Genomic DNA, 13,842 nt, shown 5'->3' with positions numbered 1-13,842 from the left:
CACGGAATTGTAATGACCGACACTGAATTCATGGACCGCGCCGAGAGCGTTTTGCGCGCCATCGAAACCTGCTGCGACCGCCTCAACGAGGAAAGCGATGTCGACATCGACAATCAGCGTGTGGGCGGCATGGTCACCCTGGTGTTTCGCGATCGCAGCCAGATCGTGGTGAACCTGCAGAAACCTCTGCACGAGATCTGGCTGGCGGCCCGCTCGGGCGGTTACCACTACAAGTTCGACGGCCAGAGCTGGATGGATACCAAGGGCCACGGCGAATTCTTCGCCGGCCTGTCGCGTGATGCGAGCGCGCAGGCCGGGACGCGTCTGGAGTTCCGGGTCTGATCAGTTCCTGAACAGGTCGAGGATGCGCAGGCGCTCCTCGCCGACCGGTGCCGAGGCGGGGGCGCCGGGAGACGGTGCCACCGGAGCCGGAGCCGGTACAGGCATTGGGGCTGGAACCGTCGCAGGGGGGGGCAGCACGCCTCCCGGCGGCGGCATGACGGCAGGCATGTCGTCCAGGCCCAGGGACAGCACGCCGCCATCCTTGGCGTGTTCAGCGTAGAGCCAGTCGATGCCGGCATGCACGACGCCTTCGGGCGGTGCCAGTTCCAGGGTGGGCACATCACGCAGCGCGTGTTCCATATAGCTGATCCAGACTGGCAGGCTCAGGCCGCCGCCGGTTTCGCGGTCACCCAGCTTGCGCGGTGTGTCGTAGCCGATCCAGGTCACCGCCGTGAGGGTGGGGTGATAGCCGGCGAACCAGGCGTCCATCGAGTCGTTGGTGGTGCCCGTCTTGCCGTAGATGTCGGGCCGTTTGAGTGTGGCCTGGGCCCGTGCGCCGGTGCCCGTGCGCATGACTTCCTGTAACAGGGTGGAGATGACAAAGGCGTTGCGCGCATCCACGGCGCGCATGGATTCATCCGGTACCGGCGGCTTGGTCTGGATCAGGGTCTTGCCTTTTTGCTCGGTGATCTTGCTGATGAGCCAGGGGTTGATGCGGTAGCCGCCATTGGCGAAGACCGAATAGCCGGTGGCCAGTTGCATGGGGGTGACCGAACCCGCGCCCAGCGCCATGGTCAGATACGGCGGGTGCTTTTCAGGCTCGAATCCGAACTGGGCGATCCATTCCTGGGCGTAGCGTGCACCGATGGCGTCCAGAATGCGGATCGAGATCATGTTCTTGGATTTCGCCATGCCCCGGCGCAAGGGCATCGGCCCTTCGAAGGCGCCGTCGTAATTCTTCGGCTCCCAGGGTTGGCCGCCGGTCAGCTCGGGTTCGAAAAACAGCGGAGCGTCATTGACCACGGTCGCTGGCGTGAAGCCTTTTTCCAATGCGGCCGAGTAGATGAAAGGCTTGAAGCTCGAGCCCGGCTGGCGCCAGGCCTGGGTGACGTGGTTGTATTTGTTCTTTTCGAAATCAAAGCCGCCCACCAGGGCCTTGATGGCACCGTTGCGCGGATCCAGGGATACGAAGGCGCCTTCGACTTCCGGCAACTGCAGGATTTCCCAGGTGTTCTTTTGGGTCTTCATGATCCGGATGATGGCGCCACGGCGGATCTTGAGCTTGGGCCCGGCCCGGGGTTGCAAGCCCGGCTGGGCAATGCGCAGGCCTTCGCCGGTGATTTCCAGTATTTCGCCACCGCGGCGTGTCGCCACGACCTTGCGCGGATTGGCTTCGAGCACGACAGCCGCCAACAGGTCGCCGTTGTCGGGATGCTCATCCAGTGCGTCATCGATGGCATCCTCAAGCTCGTCGGCTTTCTGCGGCAGGGTGATGAATTTCTCGGGGCCCCGATAGGCCTGACGACGCTCGAATTCCATGATGCCCTGGCGCAGGGCCTGGTAGGCCACCTCCTGGTCGCTGGAGCGTATGGTGGTGTAGACGTTGAGCCCGCGCGTATAGGTTTCTTCACCGTACTGTGCAAAGATCATCTGGCGCACCATTTCGGCCACGAATTCGGCATGGCTGCGTGTCGGCGCGTTGCCGCCGCCAGCATGGTTCCCGCCTGTCTTGACCCGCAGTTCCTGTGTTCTGGCGGTCTCGGCCTCCTCGGCCGTGATGAAGCCGTTATCCAGCATGCGGTCGATAATGTAAAGCTGGCGGCTGCGGGCACGTTTGGGGTTGCTGATCGGGTTGTAGGCGGACGGGGCCTTGGGCAAGCCGGCCAGCATGGCGGCCTCGGCGATGGTGATGTCCTTGAGGGCCTTGCCGAAATAGGTCTCGGCCGCCGCCGCAAAGCCGTAGGCGCGATTGCCCAGATAGATCTGGTTCATGTAGATTTCGAGAATCTGGTCCTTCGTCAGCAGGTGCTCCAGCTTGAAGGTCAACAGGATCTCGTAGATCTTTCGGGTGAAGGTCTTCTCCGATGACAGGTAGACGTTGCGTGCCACCTGCATGGTGATGGTGGAGGCGCCCTGGCTCTTGGCCTTGCCCACATTGGCCAGGCCGGCACGCACGACACCCACATAGTCGACCCCGCCATGCTGGAAGAAGCGCGCATCTTCGATGGCCAGGACCGCGTCGGTCAGCGCCTGCGGGATGTCCTTGATGGGGGTGAAATTGCGGCGCTCCTCGCCGAATTCGCCAATCAGATCACCTTCTGTGGAAAAAATGCGCAGCGGCAGTTTGGGGCGGTATTCCGAGAGGTCGGAGATATCGGGCAGATTGGGATAAGCCAGTGCCATGGCGATCGACACGGCGATCAGGATCGAGACCAGACCGGCCAGGCCGACGCCGCCCGCCCACAGGCCGATGCGCAGAAACCGGCGCAGGGCGGCAGATTGGATGTATTTCATGCCGGCTGGGCTGGAGGAGGGAGCGGACTCGGGTTGGGGATCAGGAGGCATAAAAACTTTGTAAGGTCGCGTCAGCATTATAAAAATCTGGGCGCTCCGACGGACCGCTGATGCTTTTTTATTCACCCGGTTTGCCCCGGCGATGGCATGGGACTTTGCTCTCGGCCTGTTGCAATCGCATACAAAACGTCTGCTTTTGACAACGCTCGAAGATGCGGCAATCGGAAAAAACCTTTGCAGGACAAGGACCTAACTGCTAGCATTCAAGTGAATTCACAAGTTCGCCGGCCTCTGGCTGGTTTCTTTCAGGGGATGCTCTTGATCTCATTGGGATCCTTGTTCGGTAGCCAGCCTGAACCGATGCTGGGTTTGGATGTCAGTTCCTCCAGTGTCAAGCTGGTTGAGCTGAGTAAAAACAAGGCTGGTCAGTATGTGCTTGATCGCTGTGCGATCGAGCCGCTGGAGCGCGGCTGGATCACGGACGGCAACATCGAGAAGTTCGATGAGGTGGCCGAGGCCGTGCGTCGTCTGGTCAAGAAGAGCGGAACCAAGACCAAGAATGTGGCCATGGCCCTGCCGCCTTCGGCCGTGATCACCAAGAAGATCGTTTTGCCCGGCGGCATGAGCGAGGTGGAACTCGAGATGCAGGTGGAGGCCGAGGCCAACCAGTACATCCCCTTCCCTCTGGAGGAAGTGAGTCTGGACTTCTGTGTCATCGGCCCCAGCGCTAACTCGGCAGGTGATATTGACGTGCTGATTGCGGCTTCGCGTCGGGAGAAGGTCCAGGACATTCAGGGTTTGGCCGAATCGGCCGGCCTCAAGCCCGTCATCGTCGACGTGGAGTCCTACGCATCCCGCCTGGCGGCCAAGCGCCTGATTGCCAATCTGCCCGAGCAGGGGGTGGGTGCCATCGTGGCCCTGTTTGAGGTCGGGGCATTGACCACCAGCATGCAGGTGATCCGCGATGACGAGGTGCTGTACGAACGTGACCAGGCTTTTGGCGGCGCCCAACTGACCCAGTTGATCGTGCGCCAGTATGGTTTTTCGCTGGAAGAGGCTGAGGCCAAGAAGCGCAGCGGTGAGCTCCCCGAGGACTACGAGAGCAGCGTGTTGCGGCCCTTCATCGAAAGCATGGTGCAGGAAATCGGACGTGCCTTGCAGTTCTTCTTCACCAGTACGCCCCACCACAAGGTGGACTACATCATGCTGGCGGGTGGGGCAGCGGCCCTGTCCGGCTTGACCGATGCCGTGACCCAGCAACTGAGTTTTCCGTGCAGCCTGGTCAACCCCTTTGATGGCATGGAGATCGGTGACGGGATACGCCTCAAGAAGATGACCCGCGAGGCGCCGTCCTATCTGACGTCCTGCGGGCTGGCGATGCGGAGGTTTCTGCAGTGATACTGATCAATCTGCTGCCTCACCGTGAGGCCGCCCGCAAGAAAAGACAGGACGTATTCAACGTTTCCCTGGGTGCGTCTGCCCTGGCCGGTGGCCTGATCGCCGGCATCGTGTTCCTGTGGCTCCAGGGGCAGATTTCCTCGCAGGAAGGCCTGAACACGGTATTGACCCAGGAGATCCAGAAACTGGACAACCAGATCAAGGATATCGCTGCACTGGAAGCTGAAATTGCCGCTTTGCGGGCCCGGCAGCAGGCGGTGGAAAACCTGCAGGCGGATCGCAACATGCCGGTGCATCTGCTGACCGAGCTGACGCGGCAGTTCCCGGAGGGGGTGTACATCACCAGCATGCGCCAGGACAACCAGCTGATTACCTTGCAGGGGACGGCGCAGTCCAACGAGCGGGTCTCGGAGTTGTTGCGTAACTTGGCCTACCATTCGCCATGGTTCGCGAAACCAGAACTGGTCGAGATCGTGGCGGCCAATGTTCCTATCGGCAAAGACCAGCGTCGCGTGGCCAATTTCACCATGCGTGTGCGCATGCTGCGTGCCAGCGAGGTGCAGAGGCCGCCTGAGCCGGCCGCATCTGCGCCCGCGTCAGCGGCCTCGCAGCCTGTGAAGCCATAAGGGGACCGACATGGCAAGCACATCATCTCTGAATTTGAAATTGGCGCAGCTCAAGGAAACGCTGCAGTCCCAGTTCAGCAATCTGGATCCGCGCAACCCCGTGATCTGGCCGGCGCTGCCGCGCTACGGGCTCTTCTTGGCACTTGCGATTCTCGTTGTCGTCGTATTGTGGTTTGTCTGGCTCAGTGGCGAGGACGAAATTCTCTCCCAGGCGCGCGAGAAGGAAGTGAAGCTGCGCGAGGAATACAGGACCAAGCTGGCCAAGGCGATCAATCTGGATGCACTTCGCAAACAGCGTGAGCAGGTCCTGCAGTACGTGACGCAACTGGAAAAGCAGTTGCCCAGCAAGGCGGAAATGGATGCGTTGCTGTCCGATATCAACCAGGCCGGTCTGGGACGCAGCTTGCAGTTCGACCTGTTCAGGCCTGGTTCGGTGGTGATCCGGGACTACTATGCCGAGTTGCCGATTGCCATCAAGGTAACCGGTCGTTTCCATGACATGGCTTCCTTCACTTCCGATATCGCGCATCTGTCGCGCATCGTGACGCTGAACAACCTGACGGTGGTGCCGGGGAGCACTCGTGGTGCGGGTACCCTGGTCATGGACGCAACGGCCAAGACCTTCCGTTACCTCGATAAAGACGAAATTGCCGCGCAGCGCAAGCCTGCAGGGGGCAAGAAATGAATCTGATCAGGCATCTGCCTTTGCTGATGACGGTGTTTGTTCTGACGGGTTGTGGTGCATCCAGTGAGGATGAGTTGCGTGCATGGATGCTGGAACAGCGTAACCAGATGCGCCCCAAGGTTGCCCCCATTTCCGAGCCCAAACCGTTCAAACCCGAAAGTTACGTCGATACGGCCTCTGTCGATCCTTTCAGTCAGGACAAGCTGACATCGGCACTGAAGCGTGACGTGGTCCAGCCTGCCACCATCACCAGCGCCCTGATCACCCCGGAACTGGCACGCCGCAAGGAAGCCCTTGAAGCCTTTCCCCTGGACACCATGTCCATGGTCGGCAGTCTGATCCAGGAAGGGCAACCGGCGGCATTGATCCGGGTTGATCGATTGCTTTACCAGGTCAGACTGGGCAGTTATCTGGGCATGAACTATGGGCGTGTGACCAAAATCACCGAAACAGAAGTCATCTTGCGCGAAATTGTGCAAGACGCCGTGGGCGAGTGGATCGAGCGTCCCGCCACACTGCAGTTGCAGGAGAAAGTCAAATGAAGAATCAGATTGTGTGGGCGCGCTGGGCTGGCGCCGTGGTCGTGGCCGTATGGGGTGTTTCTGTGCTCGCACAGACAGCCGCAACGCAGGCGTCCAATACGACGGCGACGCCTGCAAGCCAACCGATCATCGAGGCGGTGACCGGTTCCTTGCAAAGTGGGGCTGAGGTCGTCAAGATCGATCTGTCGCAACCCCTGACGGCCATACCCAACGGTTTTTCTATCAAATCACCCGCCAAGATCGCACTGGACATTCCTGGTGTGGGCAATGCCATGGGGCGTTCGACGATCGAAGTCAACCAGGGCAATCTGCGCTCGGTCAACCTCATCCCGGCCGGGGATCGTACCCGCGTGGTCCTGAATCTGAACCAGGCTACGAATTACAAGGCGGAACTACAGGGTAAATCGCTGCTGCTCACACTGGACCCGGTGGCGGCAACCATGGCACCCACCGCACCTGCCCCCACGTTTGCCGAAAGCAAGAGCCGCGAAACCCTGCCAATCAAAGACCTTGATTTCCGTCGCGGTGTGAGCGGTTCGGGACGAGTGGTCGTGGCCTTGCCGAACAACCAGGTTGGTGTGGATATCCGTCAGAGTGGGCAGACCCTGGTGGTCGAGTTCATGAAATCCAGTTTGCCGGAAGGCTTGCGTCGCAAGCTCGATGTGACCGATTTCGGCACGCCGGTGCAGACCGTGACCGCTTTCCAGGTCGGTGACCGTGTGCGGATGGTGATCGAGCCCAAGGGGGCCTGGGAGCACAGTGCCTACCAAAGCGATGATCAGTTTGTGGTGGAGGTCAAGTCGCTGCGTGTGGACCCTGCCAAGTTGACTCAGGGACCGGGCTACAACGGCCAGAAACTCTCGCTGAATTTCCAGAATATTGAAATTCGGGCCCTGCTGCAGGTCATTGCCGATTTCACCAACTTCAATGTGGTGACCTCAGACTCGGTGGCTGGTAACGTGACCCTGCGCTTGCAGGATGTGCCCTGGGATCAGGCGCTCGACATCATTTTGCAATCCAAGGGCTTGGGCCTGCGCAAGAATGGCAATGTGCTTTGGATTGCGCCCAAGGACGAGATTCTGGCCAAGGAAAAACTGGAGCGTGAAGCCAACGCTGCGCTCGAGACCCTGGAGCCCGTGCGCACCCAGTCCTTTCAGCTCAACTACGCCAAGGCAGTGGACGTGGCGCGTCAACTCTCGGGCGCTGGGGCTGTTGGCGCGGGCGCCGGGGCTGTGGTAAGTGCTCGCATCCTCAGCCCCCGGGGCAGTGCGATTGCCGAGCCGCGGACCAATCAGTTGTTCGTGACCGATATCGGCAGCAAGCTGGAGCAGGTGCAGGATCTGATCGCGAAACTGGACATAGCCGTGCGTCAGGTGCTGATCGAGGCGCGGATCGTGGAAGCATCTGATACCTTTGGCAAGTCCTTGGGTGTCCGATTGGGAGGGGGGATAGACCAGATCACCTCGACGTCGGGCCGGGGCGTAGATTTCGGCCCCACCTACAATGCCGCTTCAGCCGGAACGACCAATGGTACTTTCGTCAACCTGCCTGCTGGCGGTCAAGGTGGCTTCAATGCATCGACCTTTGCGGTGTCGATCTTCGGTGAGAATGCAGCGCGTTTCCTGAATCTTGAGATTTCTGCGCTGGAAGCAGATGGCAAGGGCAAAGTGGTATCCAGCCCCCGCGTGGTGACGGCTGACAAGGTCAAGGCGGTGATCGAGCAGGGCACGGAGCTCCCATACCAGATCGCTTCGGCCAGCGGCGCGACATCGATTGCCTTCCGCAAGGCCAACCTGATGCTGGAGGTGACGCCGCAGATCACCCCTGAGGGCAATGTGATCCTCGAACTGGACATCAACAAGGACACGGTGGGCCAGTCCACACCGGCCGGTTTTGCCATCGACACCAAGCACGTCAAGACCCAGGTGTTGGTCGAAAATGGCGGTACGGTGGTGATCGGCGGCATCTTCACGCAAGCAGAGGCTGAAGATACGGCTAAGGTGCCCTTCTTCGGTGACTTGCCGGGTCTGGGAGTGCTGTTCCGCAACAAGGTCAAGCGCTCCGAGAAGCGGGAGATGCTGGTATTCATCACCCCCAAGGCCCTGACGGATCGCACGTCCCTGCGCTGAGGGTCGGGGGTAGGACGGTCGCTTGTTCATCAGTCTGATCGGATTGCCCGGCTCGGGCAAGTCCACCGTAGGGCGCCAGTTGGCGCGGCGTCTGCAGTTGCCTTACGCGGATGCCGATCAAGTACTCGAGCGCCGTATCGGCTGCCCCATCCGCGAGTTCTTCGAGCGGGAGGGCGAAGAGGCCTTTCGTGATGTCGAGGAACAAGTTCTCGATGAATTGACCCGGGAGCCCGGGGTCCTCTCGACCGGCGGCGGGGCTGTGCTTCGGGCGACGAACCGGCAGCGCCTGCACGAGCGCGGCAAGGTGGTGTACCTGAAGTCGACGCCGGAAGAGCTCATGCGCAGGCTGCGACACGACACCCAGCGCCCCCTGCTGCAGGTCAGCGACCCCTTGCAACGCTTGCGGGAACTGCATACCACGCGCGATCCTCTTTACAGGGAAACAGCGCACTTTGTCATCGACATAGGACGCCCATCCGTGGCCACCCTGGTCAACATGATCGTCATGCAGTTGGAACTGGCCGGTGTTGTGCCGCAGCAGGACTGAGCTTTAAATGCCCAGCCAGGCATCGCCCCGGCCAGGTGCCCTAAACTTGAGGGATGTCACAAAGTACCGAATCAGCCGCGATGGCAAGTCCGCAGGTGCAGATCGACCTGGGCGAGCGCAGCTATACCATCCTTATCGGCAGTGGCCTGCTGGCGCAGGCTGAAAGTTATGCCGGTTTGCCGCGGGCATCACAGGCGCTGATTGTCAGCAACAGCACGGTGGCGCCGCTCTATGTTGAAAAACTCAAGAAGGTCCTGCAAGCGCTGCATGGTCAAGTGCATGTGGTCGAGTTGCCGGATGGTGAGGCGCACAAGGATTGGCAGACCCTCAACCTCATTTTCGATGCCCTGCTGGCGCATGCCTGTGATCGCAAGACCGTGTTGTATGCCCTGGGTGGTGGCGTGGTCGGGGACATGGCGGGCTACGCAGCAGCGAGTTACATGCGAGGTGTGCCTTTTGTTCAGGTGCCGACGACGCTGCTGGCCCAGGTTGACTCGTCGGTAGGCGGGAAGACGGCCATCAACCACCCGCAGGGCAAGAACATGATTGGCGCCTTCTACCAGCCGCTGCGTGTTATCTGCGATCTGGACACCCTGAAGACCCTGCCGCATCGTGAGCTCAGCGCGGGCCTGGCCGAGGTCATCAAATACGGGCCGATCGCAGACATGGCTCTGCTGGGCTGGCTCGAACAGAACATGGAGGCACTGCGGGCGCGGGACCCATCCGCCTTGGGGCATGCCGTGCGGCGCAGCTGCGAAATCAAGGCCGCAGTCGTGGGGCAGGATGAACGCGAGGCCGGGTTGCGGGCCATCCTCAACTTTGGCCATACCTTTGGGCATGCCATCGAGGCCGGCATGGGTTATGGCGCCTGGCTGCATGGCGAGGCCGTGGGCTGCGGCATGGTCATGGCTGCCACGTTGTCGGAACGCCTGGGCCTGATCGACGCGGCTTTTGTGCAGCGCCTCAAGCAATTGATTGCGCGTGCCGGCTTGCCGGTGACCGGGCCGCAGCTCGATGAGAAGGACAACGCCGGCCGCTACCTGGAACTCATGCGTGTGGACAAGAAAGCCGAAGCCGGTGAAATCCGCTTCGTCGTGATTGAGGCCCCGGGCCGGGCTGGCGTACATGGCGCACCCGATGCGCTGGTGCGCGAGGTCATTGATGCTTGCTGCCTACGCCTGTGATCCGGAGCGCACGCGTGGTAGGCGGTACCCTGAGGCGCCAGCGCCGACACGGACCGAGTACCAGCGTGATCGCGACCGCATCGTCCACTCCACCGCTTTTCGCCGTCTGGTTTACAAGACACAGGTTTTCCTGAACCACGAAGGCGACCTGTTCCGCACCCGTCTGACGCATTCGCTGGAGGTCGCGCAACTGGGCCGCTCGATCGCCCGCTCGCTGGGCTTGAATGAGGATCTGGTCGAAGCCATTGCGCTGGCGCATGATCTCGGGCACACGCCGTTTGGCCATGTCGGACAGGACGCGCTCAACGAGTGCATGGCTGGACACGGTGGCTTCGAGCACAACCTGCAGAGCCTGCGCGTGGTGGACCAGCTCGAAGAGCGTTATCCGGCCTACGACGGACTGAACCTGACCTTTGAAACGCGCGAGGGTATCCTGAAGCACTGCTCTCGCGTGCATGCGGAGGAGCTTGAAGCCATGGAGCCGGGCGGTGTGGGCGCGCGCTTCCTGGCGCGCACCCAACCCAGTCTGGAAGCGCAGCTGTGCAATCTGGCCGATGAAATCGCCTACAACGCCCACGACATCGACGATGGCGTGCGGTCGGGGCTGATTACGCTGGAGCAACTCCGGTCGGTCGCCCTCTTCGAGGACTACCGTCTGCAAGCCGTTCAGGCGTATCCGCAGCTCCAGGAGGCCGGTGCCGGGCGCCGCCTGCTCTACGAGACCATACGCCGGATGCTGAGTGCCCAGGTTTATGACGTGATCGAGGCGACACGCGATGGACTGGAGCGGGCCCGGCCGGCGAGCCCGGATGCCGTGCGCCTGCTGCCTTCGCTGGTGACTTTCAGCACCGGGATGCGCGAGCGTTCCATCGTGCTCAAGAAATTCCTGTTCCAGAATCTTTACCGCCACCCGAAGGTGATGCAGACCACCGGCCAGGCGCGCCAGGTGATCCAGGAGCTTTTCGACTGTTATCGGCAGGCGCCCCATGAGATGCAGTCGGGTCATGCTGCGCGTGCAGCACAGGCCCGTGAAGATACTGAGAGCGCCGTGCTGCGCGTGATTGCGGACTACATTGCCGGCATGACCGACCGGTTTGCGGGCCGCGAGCATGAGCGGCTGACCGGCAAGAGCTTGTGGGCATGAAACGCCAGGGTGTTCATCCGGCCTATGTGGTCATTGCCGCCGGCGTGGCCGCCGCCCTGCACGTGGGCAAGCTTTCGCCGGCACTGCCGGTCCTGGAGCAGGCGCTGGGCGTGACCCTGCTGCAGGCAGGTTTCCTCCTGTCCCTGGTCCAGCTGGCCGGGATGCTGCTGGGGCTGGCGGTCGGACTGGCGGCCGATGGTCTGGGGCTCAGGCGCAGCATGCTTGTTGGGCTCTTGCTGCTGTCGTTGGCTTCCTGGCTGGGCGGCTGGGCCCGGGAAGCCCACATGCTGCTGGGCCTGCGTGCGGTGGAAGGCCTGGGATTCCTGCTCGTTTCCATGCCGGCACCCAGCCTGATCCGACATCTGGTGGAGCCCAGGCGCATGAGCGCCATGCTGGGGCTCTGGGGGGCTTATATGCCACTGGGCACGGCAACGGCCTTGCTGTGCGGTCCCCTGGTGATATCGCTGTGGGGCTGGGAGTCCTGGTGGTGGGGGCTGGGCGCGGTGACACTGGTCATGGCCTGGTGGGTCTGGCGGGTGGTTCCTCCGGACACGCGGCATGTCCCGTCGGCTTCGGGCATCGGCTCGCCGCAAGGTGGCTGGATCGCTCGCCTGCGCCAGACCCTCAGTGCGCCCGGTCCCTGGCTGGTGGCCATCAGCTTTGCCGTGTACTCGGGCCAGTGGCTGGCGGTGATCGGTTTTTTACCCACCATCTACGCCCAGGCCGGCGTTGCCGGGGGCGTCAGTGCCGTGTTGACCGCGCTGGTCGCAGCCGGCAACATGGTGGGCAATATCGTTTCAGGGCGCCTGCTCGGGCGTGGCGTGCGTGCGCAACAGCTGCTGTACACGGGTTTTGCGGTCATGGGTTTGGGGACCCTGATGGCGTTCTTCGTCTGGCCACTTGCTGCGGGGGGTGAAGGCTTGTCGGCGACGGCGCGCTTCGTCGCCGTGCTGTTGTTTTCCATGGTGGGGGGGGTGATCCCCGGGACGCTGTTCTCATTGGCAGTGCGCCTGGCTCCCGGTGAGGGTACGGTTTCCACCACGGTCGGATGGATGCAGCAGTGGGCGTCCTTCGGCCAGTTCGCCGGACCGCCGCTGGTGGCCTGGGTGGCCAGTGGCGCGGGGGGCTGGCACTGGACCTGGGCCGTGACTGGAGCCTGTTCGGGCATCGGACTGCTGCTGGCCTGGCGCCTCGGCTCCTACAGGGGGCGGGCATGACGGCGTTGCAACGCGGGATTCCCCCCGGTTTCGCCGAAACCGTCCAGCACGACATGCAGGTCTGGCTGGAGCGTGCCGTGATCGGGCTCAACCTGTGTCCTTTTGCCAAGAGCGTACATGTCAAGGGGCAGATCCACTGGGTCGTGAGTCTCGCCCGCGAGGTGGAGGATGTGCGACGTGACTTGCAGCGTGAGCTGCAGGATCTGCAGGCCAGTGAGCCCGCGCAGCGGGATACCACGGTGCTGGTATTGCCCCTGTGTTTCGATGAATTCATCGAGTTCAATGATTTTCTGGCGCAGGCCGACACGGTGCTGGCTGATCTGGGCTTGCAGGGTGAACTGCAGATTGCCAGCTTCCATCCGCAATTCCAGTTTGCCGGCACGGAGGTGGATGACATCACCAACTGCACCAATCGCGCACCCTATCCAGCCCTGCACCTCCTGCGCGAGGCAAGCATAGACCGTGCTGTGGAGGCTTTTCCCGAGGCGGAGACCATCTATGAGAAAAACATGCAGGTGCTGGAACAACTGGGCCCCGACGGCTGGGATGCGCTGGGGATTCGTCGCCACGCCCATGACGCCGGGCCCGAAAATGAAAACGGGGATAAGGCGTGAAACACGAACAGCACAAAGGGCGTAAGCCCGCACCGGCACAAGATGGGCAGGCTCAACCGCTGGCACCAGAAATCCGGCCCGGTCAGTCCATCGAATTGCTCAAGGAGCTGCACATCCTGACGCGCGAGGGCAAGCTCAACCAGGATTCCCGGCGCAAGCTCAAGCAGGTCTACCACCTCTTCCATTTCATCGAGGAGCTGTTGCAGGACCTGTCGGCACAGTGCAAGGACGGTGGTGCGCAGCAGGCCGGGATCACCCTGGCCGACCATGGTGCCGGCAAGTCCTATCTGGGTTTCATCATCTACGACCTGTTCTTCAGGCAGAACCCCAGCGGGCATGTCTACGGCATCGAGACCCGGGCTGAACTGGTGCAGAAGTCGCGTGAACTGGCCGCGCGGCTGGGTTTTACGCGCATGTCCTTTCTCAACCTCAGCGTGGCCGAGTCCATGCAGGCCGGTGACTTGCCCGAGCGCATCGATATCGTGACCGCCTTGCACGCCTGTGACACGGCCACCGATGACGCCATCGCCTTCGGCCTCCAGAAGCAGGCCCGCTACATGGTGCTCGTGCCCTGCTGCCAGGCCGAGGTCGCACGCGCCCTGAACTCGGGCAAGGCCTTGTCCCTGTCGCGTACCCCGCTGGCCGAGTTGTGGCGGCATCCCCTGCACACCCGGGAACTGGGCAGCCAGATCACCAATGTGCTGCGCTGCCTTTACCTGGAAGCCATGGGCTACCAGGTGAGCGTGACGGAACTCGTGGGCTGGGAACACAGTCTCAAGAACGAACTCATCATTGCGCGCTACACCGGGCAGCGCAAGCGTGCCGCGGCCCAGCGCCTGCGGGCGATACTGGAGGAATTCGGATTGACGGACCTGCTGCAAAGCCGCTTCCGTTTGCCTGAGGGTCAACCGCCAGTGTCCGCCGGCGTTGTCTGAAGATGGCCGGACGGTGCAGGCATGC

General features: G+C 61.9%; 13 protein-coding genes. 12 read left to right on the top strand and 1 reads right to left on the bottom strand.

From position 1 onward, the window contains the following. The first annotated feature begins 12 nt into the window (after window positions 1-12). Entirely contained in the window at window positions 13-342 is a 330-nt protein-coding gene (gene cyaY / locus HTY51_RS13650) for an iron donor protein CyaY (protein ID WP_174253232.1), read from the top strand. On the opposite strand, the gene HTY51_RS13645 is transcribed toward cyaY, so the two are convergent. Further along, window positions 343-2,847, bottom strand: a complete 2,505-nt coding sequence (locus HTY51_RS13645; RefSeq protein WP_174253231.1) for a penicillin-binding protein 1A — start codon at window positions 2,845-2,847, stop codon at window positions 343-345. It lies immediately after the preceding gene. A gap of 267 nt (window positions 2,848-3,114) precedes the next feature. Here HTY51_RS13645 and HTY51_RS13640 point away from each other — a divergent pair, with 267 nt between their 5' ends. From HTY51_RS13640 to HTY51_RS13590, 11 genes are all read left to right on the top strand, one after another. Then, on the top strand, window positions 3,115-4,194 hold the full coding sequence (locus HTY51_RS13640) for a pilus assembly protein PilM (protein WP_174253230.1): 1,080 nt from the start codon (window positions 3,115-3,117) through the stop codon (window positions 4,192-4,194). Continuing rightward, window positions 4,191-4,820: a PilN domain-containing protein gene (locus tag HTY51_RS13635; protein ID WP_174253229.1), complete on the top strand. Its 630-nt coding sequence runs from the start codon at window positions 4,191-4,193 to the stop codon at window positions 4,818-4,820. The genes HTY51_RS13640 and HTY51_RS13635 overlap by 4 nt, the downstream gene beginning before the upstream one ends. 10 nt (window positions 4,821-4,830) lie before the next feature. Beyond that, window positions 4,831-5,505: a type 4a pilus biogenesis protein PilO gene (locus HTY51_RS13630; protein WP_174253228.1), complete on the top strand. Its 675-nt coding sequence runs from the start codon at window positions 4,831-4,833 to the stop codon at window positions 5,503-5,505. Next, window positions 5,502-6,047, top strand: a complete 546-nt coding sequence (locus tag HTY51_RS13625) for a pilus assembly protein PilP (protein ID WP_174253227.1) — start codon at window positions 5,502-5,504, stop codon at window positions 6,045-6,047. Before HTY51_RS13630 ends, HTY51_RS13625 begins: the two co-directional genes overlap by 4 nt. Next, complete coding sequence (pilQ, locus tag HTY51_RS13620; RefSeq protein ID WP_174253226.1) at window positions 6,044-8,176, top strand: type IV pilus secretin PilQ; 2,133 nt, start codon at window positions 6,044-6,046, stop codon at window positions 8,174-8,176. The genes HTY51_RS13625 and pilQ overlap by 4 nt, the downstream gene beginning before the upstream one ends. A 22-nt stretch (window positions 8,177-8,198) precedes the next feature. Beyond that, the gene (locus HTY51_RS13615) at window positions 8,199-8,723 is read left to right on the top strand and encodes a shikimate kinase (protein ID WP_174253225.1); all 525 of its coding nucleotides are present in this window, start codon (window positions 8,199-8,201) and stop codon (window positions 8,721-8,723) included. Window positions 8,724-8,803: 80 nt separating this feature from the next. Beyond that, a complete protein-coding gene (aroB, locus tag HTY51_RS13610) occupies window positions 8,804-9,907 on the top strand; it encodes a 3-dehydroquinate synthase (RefSeq protein WP_254606888.1) in 1,104 nt (367 codons plus the stop codon). Beyond that, a complete protein-coding gene (locus HTY51_RS13605; RefSeq protein WP_254606887.1) occupies window positions 9,885-11,051 on the top strand; it encodes a deoxyguanosinetriphosphate triphosphohydrolase in 1,167 nt (388 codons plus the stop codon). The genes aroB and HTY51_RS13605 overlap by 23 nt, the downstream gene beginning before the upstream one ends. Next, entirely contained in the window at window positions 11,048-12,268 is a 1,221-nt protein-coding gene (locus HTY51_RS13600; RefSeq protein ID WP_174253223.1) for a CynX/NimT family MFS transporter, read from the top strand. The genes HTY51_RS13605 and HTY51_RS13600 overlap by 4 nt, the downstream gene beginning before the upstream one ends. Further along, the gene (locus tag HTY51_RS13595; protein WP_371733837.1) at window positions 12,265-12,882 is read left to right on the top strand and encodes a DUF1415 domain-containing protein; all 618 of its coding nucleotides are present in this window, start codon (window positions 12,265-12,267) and stop codon (window positions 12,880-12,882) included. Before HTY51_RS13600 ends, HTY51_RS13595 begins: the two co-directional genes overlap by 4 nt. Continuing rightward, on the top strand, window positions 12,879-13,817 hold the full coding sequence (locus HTY51_RS13590; protein ID WP_174253222.1) for an SAM-dependent methyltransferase: 939 nt from the start codon (window positions 12,879-12,881) through the stop codon (window positions 13,815-13,817). Before HTY51_RS13595 ends, HTY51_RS13590 begins: the two co-directional genes overlap by 4 nt. Window positions 13,818-13,842 lie beyond the last annotated feature (25 nt).

This window comes from Rhodoferax sp. BAB1 (genome assembly GCF_013334205.1).
Classification (GTDB): domain Bacteria; phylum Pseudomonadota; class Gammaproteobacteria; order Burkholderiales; family Burkholderiaceae_C; genus Hylemonella.
Note: the sequence above shows the minus strand (reverse complement) of the source record. Positions and strands in the feature narration are given on the sequence as shown.